Source organism: Anaerosphaera aminiphila DSM 21120 (assembly GCF_900129925.1).
GTDB lineage: Bacteria > Bacillota > Clostridia > Tissierellales > Peptoniphilaceae > Anaerosphaera > Anaerosphaera aminiphila.
Genome location: NZ_FQXI01000008.1, coordinates 14459 through 35041, shown reverse-complemented (window position 1 = coordinate 35041; position 20583 = coordinate 14459). Strand labels below are relative to the sequence as shown.

The window sequence follows — 20583 nt, the reverse complement described above, 5'->3', positions numbered from 1 at the left end:
ACTAAATAGGGGGAGTGAACGTGGAAAACAAAAATAAAAAGGGTAATTTTTTAGCACTTGTTCCGTTTATAGTATTTATAGCTACATACCTTGGAATAGGAATTATGCTTGTTCGTGGCGGAGATCCAATGGGATTTTATGGATTTAAGGCACCAATTGCAGTAATCGTAGGAATTATAGTTGCATTTTTCTTAATTAAGGGAAGTATAGATGACAAGTTTGACATATTTGTAAAGGGCTGTGGCGATGAAAATATAATTATAATGTGTATAATTTACTTACTTGCAGGAGCGTTTTCAACTGTTGCAGGAGCTATGGGTGGAGTTGAATCTACAGTAAATTTAGGACTTTCAATAATTCCACCGGGACTTATAACAGTGGGAATATTTATAATAGCAAGTTTCTTGGCTTTGGCAACAGGAACCAGTGTTGGAACTATAACAGCTCTTGGACCTATAGCAATTGGATTTGCGTCAAAGACAACTATATCTATGCCGCTTATAATAGCAACTCTTATTGGAGGAGCTATGTTTGGAGATAACTTATCTATAATTTCTGACACTACAATAGCTGCAACTAGAACTCAAGGTGTTGAAATGAGAGATAAGTTTAGGACAAATATTGCAATGGCAGTTCCGGCAGTTATAGTAACAATTATACTGCTATTAATATTCGGAAGACCGGAAGTTGCTCCGGCAGCTCAGGTTTATGAGTACAATTTTATAAAAGTTGTTCCTTACTTATTTGTATTAATAGCTGCAATTGCCGGAATGAACGTATTTATGGTACTTACGCTTGGGACAATCCTCGCTGGTGGAATAGGTATATTCTATGGGGAGTTTGCAATTATAGAGTATACAAATATTATATTTGAAGGATTTAATGGAATGTTTGAAATATTCCTACTTTCTCTTTTAACTGGAGGACTGGCAGCGCTAGTTACTCATGGTGGAGGACTTGATTGGCTTCTCAATAAAATAAAGGGCTTTATAAAAGGTTCTAAATCAGCAGAGATTGGAATTGCATTAATTACAATGTTAACAGATGCTGCAACAGCAAATAACACTGTTGCAATAATTATAGATGGGCCAATAGTTAGAAATATCTGTGAAGAGTACAAGGTAGACCCTAGAAGGTCGGCTTCACTACTGGATACTTTTGGAGCTGTAATGCAGGGATTTATTCCCTATGGGGCACAATTGCTAATGGCGGTTCAATTTACAAATGGACAAGTGAGTCCCTTTGACGTAATGCCATTACTATGGTATCAATTTGCACTTGCATTTTTTGCAATACTTTCAATATTTATTCCATTTGCCAATGGATATATTAACAAACATCCATGGGATTTTGAAAAATGGCAATTAAAATCTGAAAGTAGTGCGAAGTAAATATAGACAGAAGTAGGATAGAAGGAAAATAAAAAACAATTAATAAAATTTTAGGGGGATTTAAAAATGGAAAACATGGAAAACAAAGGATTCGCAACAAAACAAATACACGCAGGCGTAAAACCAAATCAATATGGAGCACTTTCAACTCCAATATACCAATCATCTACATTTATATTTGATTCAGCAGAACAAGGTGGAAGAAGATTTGCAGGAGAAGAAGAGGGATATATTTATTCTAGACTTGGAAATCCAACTAACTCAGTTGTAGAAGAAAAACTTGCAGTACTTGAAGGTGGAGAAGCAGCAATGTCAACATCATCAGGAATGGGAGCTATCTCATCTGTAATGTGGACTATGCTTAAAGCCGGAGATCACGTAGTAGCATCAAAGACACTTTATGGCTGTACATTTGCACTATTAAGTCATGGACTTACTAAATTTGGCGTAGAAGTAACATTTGTAGACCCAAGAGATCCACAAAACTTTAAAGATGCAATGAAGGAAAATACAAGAGTAGTATATGTAGAAACTCCTGCTAACCCAAATATGTATATAACAGATATAGAAGAAGTTGCAAAAATAGCTCACTCAAACAATTACGGTGTACTTGTAGTTGACAATACTTACAACACTCCATATATTCAAAAACCGTTAGAGCTTGGAGCAGATATAGTAGTTCACTCTGCAACAAAATACTTAAATGGACATGGAGATGTTATTGCAGGATTTGCCGTTGGAAGTAATGAGTTAATAAATGAAATAAAATTATTTGGACTTAAAGACTGTACAGGTGCTGTGCTAGGAGCTTTTGAAGCATTCTTAATTCAAAGGGGAATGAAGACACTTTCAATTAGAATGGAAAAACACTCTGCCAATGCTATGAAGGTTGCTGAATTCTTAGAATCACATCCTGCTGTAGAATCTATAGCATATCCTGGACTTAAGTCATTCCCACAATATGAACTAGCTAAAAAACAAATGGCTCTTCCTGGCGGAATGATTTCATTTGAAGTTAAGGGTGGAAGAGAAGCTGGAATAAAATTAATGGACGCTGTTCAACTTTGTTCAATAGCAGTAAGTCTTGGAGATACAGAAACACTTATTCAACATCCAGCAAGCATGACACATTCACCATACACTCCAGAAGAGAGAAAAGAATCAGGAATTGCAGAAGGACTTGTTAGAATTTCTGTAGGTCTAGAAGATGCAGAAGATATAATTGCAGATTTAAAACAAGCTTTAGATAGTATAATGTAAGTTATAGTAAAAAATTAGAATAGTAATAGATTTATAATATAGGTAATTTTTTAATTACCTATATTATAAATTTTATAGGATGTGTATAATGAAGATTGCAGTGGTAGCTGGAACAAGAGTTGACACTAAAATGGGTGTGAACTTATTAAAAAATGTTGGCATTGGAACTATATCAATAGCAATGGCAGACAATTGTACAGACCAGACAGATATGCAATATTATTCATCAGAAGAACTTGAACAGAGGGTAAAACTTGAAATAGAAGGTGCCAAGGCAAAGGGTGCTGAAAAAGTATTTATCTATTGTAATTCACTAAGTGCAGCAATAGACTATGAAAAAATATCTAAAGAGACAAAAATTGAAATAATAACTCCTTTAGAGACTTATAAAAATTTACCTAAAGAGAGTAAAAACATAGTAGTTATTGCAGCTAATGGACTTTCAGCTTATAAGATAGATAAAATTATTAAGGACTCAGACAAGAGTAAAAATATTATATCTGTTGGAAATATGAGTATAGTTGAATTAATTGAAGAGGGACTAAATCCAAGTGAAATTGTAGAAAGACTAAATCTTGGAGGTATGTTAAAATATATAGAGGGAATAAGTGATGAAAAGTTTAAAGTGGACAGCATTTTACTTGGATGTACTCATTTTCCGTATATAAAGAGTGAACTTAAAAATCTTACAGACCTAAAAATAATAGATCCGGCGGAAGATATGATTGAGAAAATTTTTAAGTGATTTTATTAGGGGGGTTTTAAATTAATGAAAAAGATGGTAACTATGAATGGAAATACGGCAGCTGCAACTGTAGCTTATGCTTTTACAGAAGTGGCACCGATTTTCCCTATAACTCCATCATCAGATATGTCAGAACATGTTGATGAGTGGGCAGCAAATGGTAAGAAAAATATATTTGGAGAAGAAGTTCAAGTAACAGAACTTCAATCAGAAGGTGGAGCAGCAGGTGCAATGCACGGTGCGCTTTCTGCAGGGGCTCTTTCAACAAGTTTTACATCATCTCAAGGATTGCTACTTATGATTCCAAATATGTACAAAATGAGTGGAGAGCTACTACCAGGAGTGCTTCACGTAGCAGCAAGAGCACTTTCAACTCAGGCACTTTCAATATTTGGAGATCATCAAGACGTAATGGCTTGTAGACAGACTGGATTTGCAATGTTGGCATCTAGCTCTGTACAAGAAATACTAGATTTAGGAGCAGTAGCTCATTTGGCAGCCATTAAAACGAGAATACCTTTCTTACACTTCTTTGATGGATTTAGAACATCTCATGAATTTCAAAAAGTTGAATCTGTAGACTATGAAGACTATGCAAAGCTTTTAGATAGAGATGCGCTTCAAGAATTCAGAATGAGAAGCATGAACCCTGAAAGACCATATACAAAGGGAACTGCTCAAAATCCTGACGTGTACTTCCAAGCAATGGAAGCATCTAATCCAATGTATGAAGAAGTAGTTCCAGTAGTTGAAGACTACATGAAAAAAATGGGAGATATTACAGGAAGATATTATAAGCCTTTTGACTACTATGGAGCAGAAGACGCCGACAGAATAATAATGGCTATGGGTTCTGTAAATGAAACTATAGAAGAAACTATTGACTACTTAGTAAAACAAGGCGAAAAAGTTGGAATGATAAAGGTAAGACTTTACAGACCATTCTCTAAAGACGCTCTTTTAAGAGAAATTCCAAAGACAGTTAAATGTATTTCTGTTTTAGATAGAACTAAAGAAAAGGGAAGTCCTTTTGAACCACTACACTTAGACGTTATTGGTGCATATGCTGACGAAGAATATAAACCTGTAATAGTTGGTGGAAGATACGGTCTTGCATCTAAAGATACAACACCTAGTCAAATTAAAGCAGTATTTGACAACATGAAAGAAGAAAAACCAAAAGATAGATTTACTATAGGTATAGTTGATGACGTAACACATACAAATCTTGAAATTAAAGAAGAAATATCAACTGAACCGGAAGACACTATAAAGTGTAAATTCTGGGGATTTGGATCAGATGGTACAGTAGGAGCTAATAAGAGTGCAATAGCCATTATCGGTGATGGTACTGATATGTATGCACAGGCATATTTCTCCTATGACTCTAAAAAATCAGGTGGTGTTACAATATCTCACTTGAGATTTGGAAACGAACCTATTAAATCCACATATCTAATTACAAAGCCTGACTTTGTAAGTTGTTCAAAGCAATCATATGTATATAACTATGATTTATTAGAGGGTTTAAAAGAAGGTGGAACATTCCTATTAAATACAATTTGGAATGAAGAAGAACTATCTACACACCTTCCAGCAAAATTAAAAAGAGAATTATATGATAAAAAAGTTAAATTCTATACAGTAGACGCTACAGAAATTGCAGAGGAAATCGGACTTGGAAATCGTACAAATATGATTATGCAAGCAGCTTTCTTTAAACTTTCAAAAGTGTTACCATTAGATGACGCTGAAAAGAGACTTAAGGATTCTATAAAGGAAACTTATGGCAGAAAAGGCGATAAAATAGTTAACATGAACTACGAAGCAGTTGACAAGGGATTTGAAGAAATTGTAGAAATTAAAATACCTGAAGACTGGAAAGATGCAAAAGATGAAGTAGTTACAGAAGACTATCCTAAATATGTAAAAGATATTTTATTCCCACTTAATGCACAACAGGGAGATAAAACTCCGGTATCAGCATTTAAGGGAGTAGAAGAGGGAATAATGCCAACTGGAACAGCTCGATATGAAAAAAGAGCAATAGCAGTTACTGTTCCTAAGTGGGATTCATCAAAGTGTATTCAATGTAACCAATGTTCATTTGTATGTCCTCATGCAGTAATAAGACCATTTTTACTAAATGAAGAAGAAAGTGCAAATAAACCTGAAAGCTTTACAACTATACCTGCAAAAGGTAAGGGATTAGAGGGAATGGAATACAGAATTCAACCATCTATACTTGACTGTACAGGTTGTGGAAACTGTGCTGACGTATGTCCTTCAAAGGAAAAAGCTCTTACAATGGTACCTTTAGAAGAAGAAATGTACCAAAAAGAAAATTGGGAATTTGCTATGACAGTAAGACCAAAAGAAGATTTAATTCCTGACAACACTATTAAGGGCAGTCAATTTAAACAACCACTACTAGAATTCCATGGAGCTTGTGCAGGATGTGGAGAAACACCATATGCAACACTTGTTACAAGATTATTTGGAGATAGAATGCTAATAGCTAACGCATCAGGTTGTTCTTCAATTTGGGGCGGATCATATCCGTCATCAGGATATTGCAAAAATCAATATGGAAGAGGACCGGCTTGGGCTAGTTCACTTTTTGAAGACAATGCTGAATATGGATACGGCATGGCATTGGCAGTTAAAAAACTTAGAAATACTATAAAACTTCACATGGAAGAGTATATTAAAGAAAATCCAGGAAGTGAAGCTGAAGGTATATTTAAAGAGTGGATTGAAAACATGAAAGATCCAGACAAGACTAAAGCTCTTAAAAAACCAATTGAAGACTTTGTAAAAGACTCAAAAGATAAGAACTTGCATGAAATTGACAAGTTAAAAGACTACTTGATGAAACAAAGTATTTGGAGTTTTGGAGGAGATGGCTGGGCTTATGATATAGGTTACGGTGGACTTGACCATGTAATGGCATCAGGAGAAGACTTTAATATATTAGTATTTGATACAGAAGTATATTCAAATACAGGTGGACAATCATCTAAATCTACTCCAAGAGCAGCTGTTGCTAAATTTGCAGCAGGTGGTAAGAAAGTTAGAAAGAAAGACCTTGGCGCAATGCTGATGACTTATGGATACGTATATGTAGCTCAAGTAGCAATGGGCTCAAATATGAATCAACTTATAAAAGCACTAAAAGAAGCTGAGAGTTATGATGGTCCTTCAATAGTTATTTGCTATTCACCATGTATTAACCACGGACTTGTAAATGGAATGGGCAAGACAGTTGCACAGGAAAAATTTGCAGTAGAAACTGGATACTGGCACCTATACAGATACAATCCAATGTTGGAATCAGAGGGAAAAAATCCTTTTGTACTGGACTCTAAAGAGCCTACAAAACCTTTCCAAAGTTTCTTAGACTCAGAAGTAAGATATACTTCTCTAAAGAAAACTTTCCCTGAAATAGCTCAAGAGCTATACAACATGGCAGAAGAAGATGCAAAAGTTAGATACAACAGATATAAAAAAATGGCAGAAGTTTAATATAGAAAAGAGACTGTTTAGAAATAAACAGTCTCTTTTTTTATTTTTTATTGAACCATAGTAGTATTTGAAATCCAACCACTATATGAAATTCCCGTTTCAGCATCAACAGCTTCAACTTTACACCAAATTCTATCAATTCCCTCAATTTTAGTTTCTTGAATATACAAGTCTGAATCAGTAGGAAGTATAGTAACTATTTCAGCATCAGTTGAAGGGTTAACTCGCAGATTGGCCTTTTCAGCAACAACTTTTTGATAAGTGTTTAAAAGGGCATCTGCTTTTTTACTCATTTCAGCTCTTGTCTTATCTAATTCCACGTCTTCTTCATTTATTAAAGATCCTGAGTCAGGCTCTTCAATTTCCTTAGCGTTATTTTGAAGTATTAAATCCTTTAAATTTAAAGCATTTGCAGATTCAGGTACAATTTTTAAATAGTTGTCTATTATACTCACTGCTCCTGGGGTATTTCCATCTTCAAATGTCTTCTTGGCATCTTCAAGAATTATATTTTCCAATTCTGTTATTTTATCTTGTGATTTTGAGTAGTTTAAAGCGTCTTCAGGAGATACTTTTTTAAAAGATTTTACAGCTTCAAAGTAGTCATCTTTTAAAATTAAACGATTACCCTCTTCAAAGAAATTTTGAGATTCAAGTAGTTTTTTTGTCTTTTCAATTTCAGTGTTGACTTCATCTTCTAAGTCCACATCTTTTATTTTTTTAAGCACTTTTAACGCATCTTCATACTGACCTTGTGTAATTAGCGTCTTTGCACTATTCATATTTCGGTCAGCTCTTATATTTTCAGTAAACTTAAATACAAAAATTACAACGATAGCTAACAGCAGTATTATTATTAATCTGGATACTATTTTTATTAGCACATTAAAAATACTTTTTGTTTCAATATCTTCGTTTTCATTGTTAATTCTTGTTTCGTTTAATGAAGTAGTTGTAGGAGCAACTTTTGTCAAGTGAGTTTGAGTCAAGTGACTTGCAAGGTTCTCCAAATTTTCACTTTCATCTGTATCAGTTTCAGAAAGCACATTTAAAAGCTTCATATTAATTAACGGTTCAGTTAAGTTATTTAGTACAAAGTTTTTATTTCTACCACAGAAAGCACATTCTTCGTTGTCCTTTGAATTGAAGGCACCGCAAACGCATCGCCATCCATCCATTAGGTTTTCGCCATATCCTATTATTTCAGGGCCAAGGGCAGATTTCATCTTTTCCTTTTTGCTTTCCGAAATTAAGGGAAGAGTATATTGTCTTTCTTCTTTTTGGTTAAAAATCATTATGTCACTGTCAGAAAAAGAAATTTCCTTTATTCTAATGTCAATTCCACGTGCGTCTTTAAATCTTTCATCTATTGGGAAAGGATCTAAGAAATAATTTTTTTTAGGCATTATTTCGAGATTCTTAATATCATAGTACACCTCTGTAGCATTAAAGAGATAGTTGTTAAATTCATCTTTGTAGACTACAGTAAAACAGACTCTGCTAATAGGTTTACTACTAATGCTTAAAAAGTCTATTGCGAGATTTAAATCGCTGGTAATTTCAGCCTTTATAATTTGTAGAGGCTGATCTGGAACTAAGGATACATTAGTAGGAAGGGTCTGAAAGTTGGAATCCATTAACATTCCCCCTTATATATTATTTTTACATTATATTACATATGTAAAGTATTTTCAAATTTTCCTAAGATGTACACTAATGTGGTTTGCCATGGCTGGATAATTGGGTATAAACTATCTATTAAAATATAAGAGTGTTTGAGGTGTAAATATGAAAGTTGCAATGGTAGGAAGAGTAAATGAAGAGCAAGTAAGAGAAATTAGTAAGTTGGGTTTTGAAATGGAACACATTACTCCGGCAGATGTGGACTCGGGAAACTATAAGACAGATGCAGTTGTAATCTGTGGCTCAATGTTATTAGCTAAGATGGACTTGTCAAAGTTTAAAAACTTGAAGTATATATTTTTATATTCAATGGGAATTGACTATTTGCCAGTAGATTATATAAGAGAAAACAACATAGTTGTGACAAATAATCATGGAGCCTACTCAGAGCCAATAGGAGAGTGGACTGTATTTAATTTACTTGAAATGACAAAGATGGCAAAAGTTGATATTAGAAATCAAGATAAAAAGCTTTGGAAGTATAGATTAAAGTCGGGAAATTTATATGGCAAAAAAATATTATTTTTAGGTACAGGTTCTCTAGCTCAGGAGGGGGCTAAGAGATTACAGGGCTTTGACATGGAAATTGTGGGATATAATACTTCGGGAAGAGATGTTAAATATTTTGACTACTGTGTTAAAGACGACAATTTAGACAGCGAACTTTCAAGTGCAGATTTTATAGTTATGGTACTTCCGGCAACAGAGTCAACTGATGGATTTTTAAATGAAGAGAGATTTAAAAAGTTAAAAGATGGTGTATCTATAGTTAATATTTCTAGAGGTGCTGTAATAGATGAAAGAGCACTTGTGAAAAATTTAAAAAGTGGAAAAGTTAGAGCTGCTGCCTTAGATGTATTTGAAGTAGAGCCTCTTTCAGTGGACAGTCCTCTTTGGGATATGGATAATGTATATATTTCTCCGCATATTTCCTCCAGCTCAGAAGATGCTGAAGAGAGATTTTTACGAGGAGTAGTAGCTAATTTAAAGAATTTGAAAGAGGGAAGAGACGTAGTAAATATTGTAAATTTTAATAGAGGGTATTAAAAAATAAAATATGTTTAGCTTATAAATATATAGTTTAACAAGAGGCAGTAAAAATAAAAATTTGTTGATTAAATATAACTTGTAAAAACAGCTCTACAGTTAGATAAACTAATAGAGCTGTTTTTTTATTTTAAAAATTCTGCAATTTCAGAAACCAGTTTTTTGTTATCTTCTTCTTTTAAAATACAAAATCTAAAGTGATTTTTAGTAAGTCCAACGAAGTTAGAGCAGTCTCTTATTACAATTGCCTTTTTAAGCAGATGTTCTCTAAGTTCGTGGGCGGTTATATCATTTAATATTTTACATAGTATAAAATTTCCTTGGGAGCTATAAACTTTTAAATTTTGCAGTTTTGAAAGTTCGTCAGTCATATAAGTTCTCTCAGCTTTTATAAAGTTAAAAACAGTGTTTAGATATTCGCTGTCGGAGAACATAACTTGTCCCATTAGTTCTGCAAATATATTTATACTCCACAACATTGAGTTGCTGTTAAAGTGAATCTTCGTATTTTCATCAGAAGTTATTGCATACCCCAATCTTATTCCAGGGGCTGCAAAAAATTTACTCACACCTCTTGTAACAAATAACTTGCTGTATTTTTTTGTAAGTGGAATTGAAGAAAATTCATCTGTATTTGTAAATTCCACATAAGTTTCGTCAATTAGTAAAAAGGTATCTGTATTATTTAAAATATTTTCTATTTCACTTCTACTTAAAATTGTTCCTGTTGGATTATTTGGATTTGCAAAGATTAACAAGTTTATTTTATTAAGGTTAATTTCACTTATTAAGTCTTCTACATTTATTTTAAATTCCAAATCTTCATTTAGTGCATAGTGAAATATATTTGAATTTATTTTTTTTAGTTCGCTTTCATATTCGCTGTAACAAGGTGATAAAATCATTGCATTTTTCGGGTTTATATACTGTATATATTCTTTTAAAAGTTCTGTAGTTCCACTTCCCAGAAATATATCTTCCATATTTGAATTTGTGTAATTGGAAATAGCGCTTTTTAAATCAAAGTATTCAGGGTCGGGATAGGTGCTTATTAATTCCAAGTTGTTTTTTAAGTGCTCCATAGCTTTTTTAGAAGCTCCCAAAGGATTTATATTAGATGAGAAGTCTAGTATATCTTCGATTTCAAATCCGTATTTTCTTGAGAGTTCAAATATATTAGCTCCATGTTTATTTTTCATATTTTCTCCTCTATTAAAATTTATTATTAACTTAATTATATCACAGTATTTAGCTTAAATTAGGTAAGTTTAAGTGAATAGGCACTTATAATTGTTAATATTTTAAAGTAGAAACAGGGTCTATATGTTATAATTATTGTAATTTGGAGGTGTAAATATGAATGTTTTTTTAAATGATTATAATGACCTATGTCATGAGGAAGTTTATAAAAAATTGGCAAGTGTAAGAGAAAAGGCGAATATTGGATATGGAAATGACGAGTACACCAATAGGGCTAAAGAATTAATAAAGAGAGATTTAAAAAGAGATGACATTGAAATTGAATTTTTAGCCGGGGGAACTATTGCAAATATTATAGGAATTTCTGCAAATTTAATGCACTATGAGGGAATTATTGCAGTGGAGTCCGGACACATTGTAGGGCACGAGGCAGGCTCAATAGAGGCGACAGGACACAAGGTGGAGCTAATACACTCAGAAGATGGAAAGTTAAGCGCAGATGCTCTAGAAGAAAGATTAGAGGATTTCACAGAGGAGTACCATATAGTTCCAAAAGTCGTATACATATCTCAAACAACTGAGCTTGGAACAGTATATAGCTATGAAGAAATAAAAAGTATCTATGACGTATGTTTAGAGCATGGACTGTACTTATATATAGATGGAGCTAGAATGGCAGTGGGCCTTGCTGCATCGGGAATGGACGTGGCTGACTTATGCGAAGTGTGCGATATTTTTACACTGGGTGGAACAAAAAATGGAGCACTTTACGGTGAGGCACTGGTAGTGGTGGAAGATGAGTTAAAGCAAAATTTGAGAAACTTTATGAAGCAAAGAGGAGCTGTAATGGCAAAGGGATTCGTAATGGGAGCTCAATTTGAAGCGCTCTTTGAAAATGGACTTTACTATGAACTTGGAAAGAAAGCCTATAATAGCAGTTTGAAGTTAGCAAAGGCAATTGAGGAGACTAAAATAGAGTTTTATCAAACGCCTAAGAGCAATCAAATATTTATCATATATCCCACTTCAAAAATAGAAAAATTAAGAGAGCAAAACTTATTTGAAGTAAGCCCTTATGATAAAGAAAACAAAGCACTTAGATTTGTTACAACTTATAAGACAACTGATGAAGAAATAGAAAGTTTAAAAAACTGTCTACTAGAAATTTAATATAGTATTAAAAATAAAAACTCCTTACAACATTACCTTGTAAGGAGTCTTAATTTTCTAAAAAGTTTAAAATATCACTGTATACAATTTCTCTATTATCTTCATTTAAAATTTCGTGGCGCATATTTTTATAAAATATTAATTTTATATTTTTAAATCCCTTTTTTTTGTACTTGTTGTAGATTTTTAAAACGCCTTTTTTAAAATTTCCCACTGGGTCATCTTCTCCTGAGACAAAGAGAATTTTAGTTTCTCTGCTGGTTCTATCTATAGTTAAGTGAGTATTTATTTTAAGTAAGTACTTCCCAAGAGTTCTATATCCGTTGACTGTGAAAGAGTAATTACACAGTGGGTCATTTGCAAATTTTTCTACATTTTCTCTGTTGTAACTTATCCAGTCATAGGTATCACCTCTTACTTTCTTAGCGTAAGCTCCCGTGGAGAGTTTTACTAAGAGTTTACTTATGTATTTGTCGCCTTTGACTTTAGAGATAAAAATTGAAAGTAAATCCAACACAGTTGCAGAGAAGTCGTCAATATATCCCGTACCCATGAGAATGCACTTTTCTGCACTGTACTTTGATATAAAGTATCTCATTATAAAGGAACCCATGCTGTGTCCCAAGTAGTATATGGGAAGGTCATATCGCTCTTTTAATATAAGGCTTAGTTTTTCAATGTCATCTACGGCGTGGTTTAAGTTGTCACCTTCTCCAAAGTATCCGAGAGTTTCTGCACTTCTGCCATGTCCAAGGTGATCATTTCCCGCAACTACAATGTTGTGTTTATTTAAGTAGTTGGCAAAATCCTCATATCTGGTAATATATTCGCACATTCCATGGGCAATTTGTAAAACACACTTGGGATTTTCGCAATTATAAATTTCGGCATAAATATTATTTATGCCGTTACTTGATTTATAATATAAAATTTCTTTCATGGTGTTAGCCTAAACCAAAATGTGTAGAGTAAAAAAGCTGCCATAGCTACATCTACAGAAATTGAAAGTAGAGGTTTTAAATTTGTCTCTTTGTTTTGAAGTAAGTTCATGGCTTTAAATATTATAAAGACAATGAAACTTGCATTTAGAAATCCAAGAGATATATAGCTTAAAAATCCTTCAATAGATTTTTTATCGCCTATAAAGAAAGATAAAAAGAGAGAAAAAACTAATGTTGCAAGAAGAATTTTATAAGCAAACTGTTCTCTTTGGCTCCATAAGTTTACTTTTTTATTCATTATATGCACTCCTTATATGTGCTCTTTCAAGCTTTTAATAAGTTGATCATTTGTCAGGTCATATAGAAGAGGTGTAACTGTAGCATATCCTTCATCTAAGAAATAGCGGTCAGTTTCACTTGCATGTTCGCAGTGATTTCTGCCATGCAGCTCTAAAGTATATCCATTAGCTGTCTTGTAACTTGTGTACTTGTCCATTACAGAACCGCCTATTCTACAAACTTCTATACCCTTAACGTCTTTATAATCAACATTTGGAACATTTACATTTAAGACTTGAACTTTTTCAACTTTGTCACTGAGTTTGTTAAATACATCAACTGCAATTTTAGAGGCAGTCCTATAGTTTGGTCCGGTTCTACTAAATTCAGTTGATACTGCAATTGAATTTATTCCAAATACATTTGCTTCAATGGCAGCTGAAACTGTCCCGGAATATAAAATGTCCATTCCAGCATTATACCCCAAGTTACATCCTGAGAAACAGTAGTCAAAATTATTTCCAAGTATTTCCAAAGCTGCTCTAACGCAGTCTGCAGGTGTTCCAGAAACGCTATATGCCAAGCAGTCTAAGTCTTCTATATCTACTAAACTAAATCTTAGTTTTTTCATTAGTGTAATGGCGTGACTCTTGCCTGAATTTTCTTCTTCAGGGGCAACTATTGTAACGTGGTGACCCTCTTTTAAAAGTCGTCTTCCAAGTTCCTTTATGCCCGGTGCAAATACGCCGTCGTCATTGGTGAGTAATATATTCATAATACCTCCTAAAGTTCATGAACTATTGAAGCCTCTTCTCTGGGAGAAACTTCAAGTATATAATCAGTACCCTCTAAAATATTCTTGTTTGAAAGAAAATCTCTTACAGTTCTCGTTGCAAGTCTGGGCAAGTTATTGTCGTTTGAAAGGTGAGAAAGCATTACAATTTCCTTTTTCTTATTAATTAATTTCTGAAGAGCTTCAGCGGCATTTACATTAGATAAATGACCTCTGTTTGAGATAATGCGCTGTTTCAAACTCCAAGGGTAACTGCCATTTATAAGCATGTCATAGTCGTGGTTTGCCTCAATATAGTAGAGACTTGAATTTTCCATTTTTTCCAACAGTTCAGTGTTAATCCAACCTGTGTCAGTTACAACTGAAACTTTTTTGTCTCCGGTTACACTAAAACAAGTTCCGTTTTCGCAGTCGTGAAAGGAATTAATAGGATCTATATATAAATCTTTAAAGTAAAAGGGTTTTGAGTTTTCAAATAAAAAAGAATTTTCAGTTTTTATATCTTTTATAGTAGGCAACATGTTGTGAAAAGTTTCGCTTGTGGCAAATACTTTTAAGTCATGCCTTCTAGATAAAACTCCAACGCCCTTTATGTGATCTAAGTGCTCATGTGTTACAAAAATAGCATCTATCTCACTAATATCTACATCTATGGATTTTAATAAGCCTTCAATTTTTTTCCCGGAAAGTCCGGCATCTATTAATATTTTAGTATTTTTATATTCAATGTATTCACAATTTCCATTTGAACCACTTGATAAAGAACAAAATTTCATAAAAACCTCCAGTATTTTATTTTACCATATAAACTAAATTAATTGTGAATACTTTTAATAAAAAGAGATGGACTTAATAGTTGTCCACCTCTACATTTTCTCCGTCTGAAAACTGAATTCTCCATGCGGGAATTGCACGTCCCTGTATTGCTTCAAGGTATCCTTGAGCTTCAGGGTCAAAATAATAGCATTCGTCAATTTCAACTATTGTCTTTCCGTAGTTTGAACTATCATCAAGTAAAGTGAGTAGTGCTCTAGGTGCAGAGCTAAGAGATATGTCAGTTTGAGATTTATCTATTACATTTAACCAAAGTCTGTCCATGGAGACTACACCTATTTTTTTATCAATTACAAATTTAGTGTAGGATCTTTCAATGACTACATCGTCAAAGGTTTTAGAGTATATTAATTGATATTTTCCATCTTCTTCACTTCTAAAGGTACACTTCATATTGGAGATATCAAAATCCTTTTCAATTAAAAATTTTTCAGCTAAGTCCTCAGCCTGTACCATGTCAGAGATATTTAGGGAGCCGCTTTTAGTTGAGTTTTCATATCTTATAGTTCTGGAGTTTATAATTCCCACTAGTTCATTATCGGAGTTGATTTTAGTGTAGCCGGAGTTTGGCTCTTCAACATATCCAGTAGAATTAAAAAATCTTTTGTTAATATCAGATGCAGAGTAGGATTCAAATTCAACTCGTAGAGATGGAAGTTTATTTTTGTTTTTTGGAATATAGGCATCTTCATGAATTTTAATGTCCTTTTCAGCAAGTAACTGAGAAACTTCTTTAACAAATGCAGAAGTTGTAGTTTCATCTCTATTTTGATAGTAGTTAAAAGACAGGTATCCAAACAGCACTATATTTGTAATGAGCAGGGCTATAATTAATATTTTTTTAGATTTATACCAATCCATATTATCTCTCCATTATAAATTTGCCTGATTCTGTAGAAAAAAACAGCTCTCTATTGTCGTAGTTTATTTTAACTGCAATGCTAAGTTTTTGAAATTCCTCTTTTGGAAAGTCATAGAGATAAACTAAGTCAATGTCTTGAATTTTCGCTAAGATATCTTGAACTGTGAGCTCACTTAGTTCATCTACAAATAAAATTCTATTTTTGTCTACAATACTTTCAAGAGGAAGTACTCTGGTGTTGGTGTATTTAATTTCAGGGTCGTTTTCAATTTGTCTATAGGCCTGTTGATAGGACCTTATGTGATCGGAAAAAACTTGCAGTTCAATATAGTTTTTATATTTTTCTCCGTTTATAACTACGGGAACAGAATCTTCTGAAATGTTAAAAGAAAATTTATAGCCTAAGTTTTTGCCTAATTCAATGGGCTCTATTTTAGACAGAGATAGACTTTCAACAGTTCCGACTTTATTTGCAATAAAGTTTATAGAACTATTTAAAGAGGTGTATAAGTTTCTGTCTTTAGATTCTATATTTGATGAATCCTCATAGTATATAGCGCCATTGTTATTTAAAGTTAAAAATTTATCTTCATATACAAATGTAGTTCCATTGTCTTGAGTGATTTCTTGAATGTAGTCTATACTTTGACTTAACAACTTTTCAGCAAGGTTATTTTTTGTCTGTTGCTCCACTTGAAGTAAGTCACTGGAGTAGTAAACATCTCTAACTGAAATAGAGGTTTTTTGAGGAAATAGTAAGTTCTTTTTAATTCCATATAGTTCAAAGAAGTTGTTGTAATTTTCGTAGCCCTGATTTTCTATAGTAGATAAGGTAGTGGCTATGCTCTTATTTATAGAGATATTGGACTTAAAGTATCCGTTGGCATTTCCTATTATTACATCTGAATCTGAAATATATATATTTGAAATGGGTATATTGTCATTTTTTTTGTTGCTCTTATTTGAAAAGCCCAGTAAATTTCTAAATATATTTCCCGTTATAACTCTATTAAATTCAAAGACTATAGATCTCTTTTGCTGAAAGTCCAAATATTCTTCAACAGTAATTGGAACTAAACTGTCTTCTTCAGTTTCATTAAAGATTGTAAAAATTGTATCTAAATACTCCTTGTAGGTATCGTCAAATTTATTTAGTATGGTATGTCTTTGTTCTCCAAAGTTTACAATTAATTTTTGAGGTTTTAATATTTCAATAAAGAGCTCTTCAGGGTTGTAGGACTCTGTAGCTTGGTTTGACGTTTCTCTTTTAGGAAGATCAATCCACAAAAAACTGGACTGGATTATTGTCAGAGCTACAAGAACTATTAAAATTATATTTAAAATAATATTTTTTTTATTCACATTATCACCTATGCAGTTTCAAAAGTTAGAGTTACTTTAGTTCCCTCGTTTAGTTTAGATTCCAACTTAATGTCTCCATTCATTGAGAGGATAAGTTCCCTAGCTATTGAAAGGCCCAGTCCTGTTCCGCCTTGAGCTCTGCTTCTGCTCTTTTCCACTCTGTAAAATCTTTCAAAAATTCTATCTATGTCTTCCTCTGGAATTCCTATGCCATGATCTTCAACTACTATCTTTACGTTAAAGTAATTTGAAGTGGCTGAAATTTTAATTGTGCTGGAGTCGTCACTATACTTAATTGCATTTGAAATTATGTTCATAAGAACTTGTTCAAGTGCGTGTCTGTCAGCGAATATGTCTTTTATATCCATTGGGATGTCCAGTTCAATATTTTGATGTTTTTCTTCAATTAGCACAGACAGCACTTCAAGTATTTCGTTTATTGCAAAGTAAGTGTCAATTTCCTCATAGTTCCAGTTGGAGCTGTTATAGTCTAAGTTGGAAAGTTGAAGTAAATCTGAAACCAATCTTCCCATTCTGTTGTTTTCTCTATTTATAATACTTACAAAGTGATGTACATCATCTTTATCTAAAGGTGACTCCAATATTGTCTCGCTATAGGATTTTATTGTAGTGATTGGAGTTTTAAGCTCGTGGGAGACATTTGCCACAAACTCTTTTCTCATTAAGTCTAATTTATGTTCCTTGGTTATATCTTGAAGCACAACAATAAGACCGGAGTTTTTCCCGTCTTCTTTTTTATAAGGTGCATATTTTATTTTGTAAAAACTGTCTTTTATATCTACTTTAGTTTCGCCCTCCAGCGTGGAGTCGTCATAGTAGTTTATGTCAAAGATGTTTAATTTAGTTAAATCCTGTTTTTTATAGAAGTACTCCTCATCAAGAGATAGAATATTTCTGGCTATTGGATTTGCATGTAGTAAGAATCCTTCTCTATCAACGGCAATAACGCCTTCTGCCATGTAGTTAAAAATTGTGTTCAACTTACTTTTTTCAAGGTTAACTTGATTTATAGTAGAGTCTAATTCTTCAGTTAAGTAGTTAAACATGGAGCCCAATTTTCCGATTTCATCATCACTTTTAACTTCAAACTTTTGATTAAAGTCGCCTTCTGCCATTTTACTTGCCTTTTTTGTAAGATCTCTAATGGGAACTGTAATAGAGCTGGCAAGTATATATCCAAGAACTATAGTTATACCAAGAGCCAGTGCTGTAGCGGCAGATAATACTATCTTTGCATAGTCAATCACCTTGTATACAGATGACAGGTCTGCCGTCATATACAAGACTCCATTTACATCTCCGTCAGAAGATAAAACAGGCTTGGCAACGTGTTTTTCTTTTTGATTTGTATTTTTATTTGTGGTTATTTTGTCGCCTTCTTCTCCTGAAAGAGCCTTTAATACCAAGTCGGGTTCAATTGATTTAGATGAGAGGGCGCTTTTATCGCCGGCTGAAGCCCCGCTAGTAGAAGATGCTAAAATTAAAGGATAGTCAGTTGAGTCCACAATTGCATAGATTGCCTCTCCCTGAGAGAGGGGCCAGTCATCAAGAGTATTTTCAAATTGAAATTTTTGACTCTTCCAATTAGAGTTGTACATATATGCTGAGGCGCCTGACATATTATTTAAATTGTTGTTAATATTATCTGAGATATTTTGAATTTGTTGAGATTCAAGTCTGTTGATAATAAGAGATCCAACAATGGAAATACATATGAGCATTAACAAAAAGTATATAGTTATAAATTTAGACTTTATACTGTTAAACATTATTATCCTCCAAAGTAGTATCCCACACCGCGCTTAGTCATTATATACTTGTAGTCTTTGTCCTTGTCCTCTATTTTTTCTCTAAGTCTTCTAACAGTCACGTCTACTGTTCTAATATCCCCGTAGTAGCCGTATTCCCACACTTCATTTAAAAGTAACTCTCTGGAAAAAACTTGGCCGGGGTGAGAAGCTAAGTACTTTAAAAGTTCATATTCTCTAAGGGTGAGTTCTATTACCTTTCCCTTTTTTCTAATTTCATATTTTGTCAAATCTATAATTAAATCTTGGGCTTCTATTATTTGAGGTTCTTCAATATTGGAAACTTCAAAGTCGCGGCGTCTTAAAATCGCCTTAATGCGAGCAGTTAGCTCTCTCATGGAAAAAGGTTTGACAACATAGTCGTCAGCCCCAAGTTCAAGTCCTAAGATTTTATCAACTTCTTCTTCCTTTGCAGTGAGCATAATAACAGGTGTACGATAGTTTTTTCTAAGTTCTTTTAAAACTGTGAATCCGTCGATTTTAGGCATCATGACATCCAGTATTATCAGATCAAAACTTTCCTTGTCTAACATGTCAAGGCCTTCTCTTCCGTCAAATGCTGTAGAGACACTGTATCCCTCACGTTTTAAATTATATTCAATTATTTCAGCTATTGCCACTTCATCGTCAACAACAAGAATTTTTTCGTTCATAAAATCCCTCCTTTTCTTATTATATCAAAAAGACACTATACTTTCGAATATATACAATTGTAGCAGATTAATTAAAAAATTAATAATAAACTTTAGTAAAGCTTTAAGTTAATATGTAAAGAATGATAGAATAGAAGTTGAAAATATAATTGTAAAAGAGGAAGATATGAAAGATAAATTTATAATTGGAGCACATCAGTCTATGGACGAGGGATTTGAAGGTCTATTTAACTATTCAGTGGAAGCAGATTCAAATACTTTTCAATTTTTTATGAGAAATCCAAGAGGTTCAAAGGCAAAAGAATTTGACTACAAAGATGCAGATAAGCTAAAAGAGCTTTTATCAGAAAATAATTTTGGAAAAATACTTTGTCACGCTCCCTACACCTTAAACCCATGTTCAGATAAAGAGTATGTTAGAGAATTTGCATTTGAAGTTATGGAAGATGATTTAAAGAGAATGGAGTACTTTGCCGGAAACCTATATAATTTTCACCCGGGAAGTCATCTCAAGCAGGGAATAGACTATGCAGTGGAGGAAATTTCAAAATTATTAAACAATATACTATTTGAAGATATGAACACAACGGTACTACTTGAAACTATGAGTGGAAAGGGAACAGAAGTTGGTAGCAAGTTTGAAGAGCTAAAAATGATAATTGACAGAGTAAACTTAAAAGACAAGTTGGGAGTTTGCTTGGATACTTGCCATGTTTACGATGCAGGATACAATATTGTAGATGATTTAGATGGAGTATTGAAGGAGTTTGACAGAATTGTAGGATTGGATAAATTAAAGGCCATTCACTTAAACGACTCTAAAAATCCAATGGGCTCACACAAGGACAGACATGAGGAAATTGGCAAGGGAAGTATTGGAATAGATGCTTTTAAAAATATAATTAATCATCCAAAATTAAGAAATTTGCCATTTTATTTAGAAACGCCTTTAGATAATTTAGGACATAGAGAAGAAATTGAACTCTTAAAATCTCTAAGAGGTGAGTAG

At 33.2% G+C, this 20583-nt stretch carries 17 protein-coding genes; 7 read left to right on the top strand and 10 right to left on the bottom strand.

Features of this window, described 5'->3' with window-relative positions:
* The first annotated feature begins 20 nt into the window (after positions 1 to 20).
* From BUB47_RS06195 to nifJ, 4 genes are all read left to right on the top strand, one after another.
* Positions 21 to 1391 carry a Na+/H+ antiporter NhaC family protein gene (locus BUB47_RS06195; protein ID WP_073184771.1) on the top strand — a complete coding sequence of 457 codons (1371 nt, stop codon included), beginning with the start codon at positions 21 to 23 and terminating at the stop codon, positions 1389 to 1391.
* 66 nt (positions 1392 to 1457) lie between these two features.
* Positions 1458 to 2651 carry a methionine gamma-lyase gene (gene megL / locus BUB47_RS06190; protein ID WP_073184769.1) on the top strand — a complete coding sequence of 398 codons (1194 nt, stop codon included), beginning with the start codon at positions 1458 to 1460 and terminating at the stop codon, positions 2649 to 2651.
* A gap of 88 nt (positions 2652 to 2739) precedes the next feature.
* A complete protein-coding gene (locus tag BUB47_RS06185) occupies positions 2740 to 3396 on the top strand; it encodes an aspartate/glutamate racemase family protein (RefSeq protein WP_073184767.1) in 657 nt (218 codons plus the stop codon).
* 24 nt (positions 3397 to 3420) lie between these two features.
* Entirely contained in the window at positions 3421 to 6921 is a 3501-nt protein-coding gene (gene nifJ, locus BUB47_RS06180; RefSeq protein WP_073184765.1) for a pyruvate:ferredoxin (flavodoxin) oxidoreductase, read from the top strand.
* Between the two features lie 47 nt (positions 6922 to 6968).
* On the opposite strand, the gene BUB47_RS06175 is transcribed toward nifJ, so the two are convergent.
* Complete coding sequence (locus tag BUB47_RS06175) at positions 6969 to 8558, bottom strand: hypothetical protein (RefSeq protein WP_073184763.1); 1590 nt, start codon at positions 8556 to 8558, stop codon at positions 6969 to 6971.
* A gap of 151 nt (positions 8559 to 8709) precedes the next feature.
* Here BUB47_RS06175 and BUB47_RS06170 point away from each other — a divergent pair, with 151 nt between their 5' ends.
* Positions 8710 to 9651, top strand: a complete 942-nt coding sequence (locus BUB47_RS06170) for an NAD(P)-dependent oxidoreductase (protein ID WP_073184762.1) — start codon at positions 8710 to 8712, stop codon at positions 9649 to 9651.
* A 125-nt stretch (positions 9652 to 9776) separates the two neighbouring features.
* On the opposite strand, the gene BUB47_RS06165 is transcribed toward BUB47_RS06170, so the two are convergent.
* On the bottom strand, positions 9777 to 10850 hold the full coding sequence (locus tag BUB47_RS06165; RefSeq protein WP_073184760.1) for a pyridoxal phosphate-dependent aminotransferase: 1074 nt from the start codon (positions 10848 to 10850) through the stop codon (positions 9777 to 9779).
* 157 nt (positions 10851 to 11007) lie between these two features.
* Here BUB47_RS06165 and BUB47_RS06160 point away from each other — a divergent pair, with 157 nt between their 5' ends.
* Positions 11008 to 12021, top strand: coding sequence for a threonine aldolase family protein (locus BUB47_RS06160; RefSeq protein ID WP_073184758.1), 1014 nt, complete (start codon positions 11008 to 11010; stop codon positions 12019 to 12021).
* Positions 12022 to 12070: 49 nt separating this feature from the next.
* Here BUB47_RS06160 and BUB47_RS06155 read toward each other — a convergent pair whose 3' ends face one another.
* The 8 genes from BUB47_RS06155 to BUB47_RS06120 form a co-directional block, all read right to left on the bottom strand.
* On the bottom strand, positions 12071 to 12961 hold the full coding sequence (locus BUB47_RS06155) for an alpha/beta fold hydrolase (protein WP_073184757.1): 891 nt from the start codon (positions 12959 to 12961) through the stop codon (positions 12071 to 12073).
* Entirely contained in the window at positions 12958 to 13260 is a 303-nt protein-coding gene (locus BUB47_RS06150; protein ID WP_073184755.1) for a hypothetical protein, read from the bottom strand. The genes BUB47_RS06155 and BUB47_RS06150 overlap by 4 nt, the downstream gene beginning before the upstream one ends.
* Positions 13261 to 13272: 12 nt before the next feature.
* A complete protein-coding gene (gene surE, locus BUB47_RS06145) occupies positions 13273 to 14016 on the bottom strand; it encodes a 5'/3'-nucleotidase SurE (RefSeq protein WP_073184753.1) in 744 nt (247 codons plus the stop codon).
* A gap of 8 nt (positions 14017 to 14024) precedes the next feature.
* Positions 14025 to 14810 (bottom strand): MBL fold metallo-hydrolase, encoded by a 786-nt coding sequence (locus BUB47_RS06140; protein WP_073184751.1) that lies wholly within the window; start codon positions 14808 to 14810, stop codon positions 14025 to 14027.
* Positions 14811 to 14883: 73 nt separating this feature from the next.
* Entirely contained in the window at positions 14884 to 15729 is an 846-nt protein-coding gene (locus tag BUB47_RS06135; RefSeq protein ID WP_073184749.1) for a two-component system regulatory protein YycI, read from the bottom strand.
* Between the two features lies 1 nt (position 15730).
* Positions 15731 to 17092 (bottom strand): hypothetical protein, encoded by a 1362-nt coding sequence (locus BUB47_RS06130; protein WP_073184747.1) that lies wholly within the window; start codon positions 17090 to 17092, stop codon positions 15731 to 15733.
* Between the two features lie 8 nt (positions 17093 to 17100).
* Complete coding sequence (locus BUB47_RS10230; RefSeq protein WP_073184745.1) at positions 17101 to 18882, bottom strand: ATP-binding protein; 1782 nt, start codon at positions 18880 to 18882, stop codon at positions 17101 to 17103.
* A 2-nt stretch (positions 18883 to 18884) separates the two neighbouring features.
* Positions 18885 to 19574 (bottom strand): response regulator, encoded by a 690-nt coding sequence (locus BUB47_RS06120; protein WP_073184743.1) that lies wholly within the window; start codon positions 19572 to 19574, stop codon positions 18885 to 18887.
* Positions 19575 to 19740: 166 nt separating this feature from the next.
* Here BUB47_RS06120 and BUB47_RS06115 point away from each other — a divergent pair, with 166 nt between their 5' ends.
* A complete protein-coding gene (locus BUB47_RS06115; RefSeq protein ID WP_073184742.1) occupies positions 19741 to 20583 on the top strand; it encodes a deoxyribonuclease IV in 843 nt (280 codons plus the stop codon).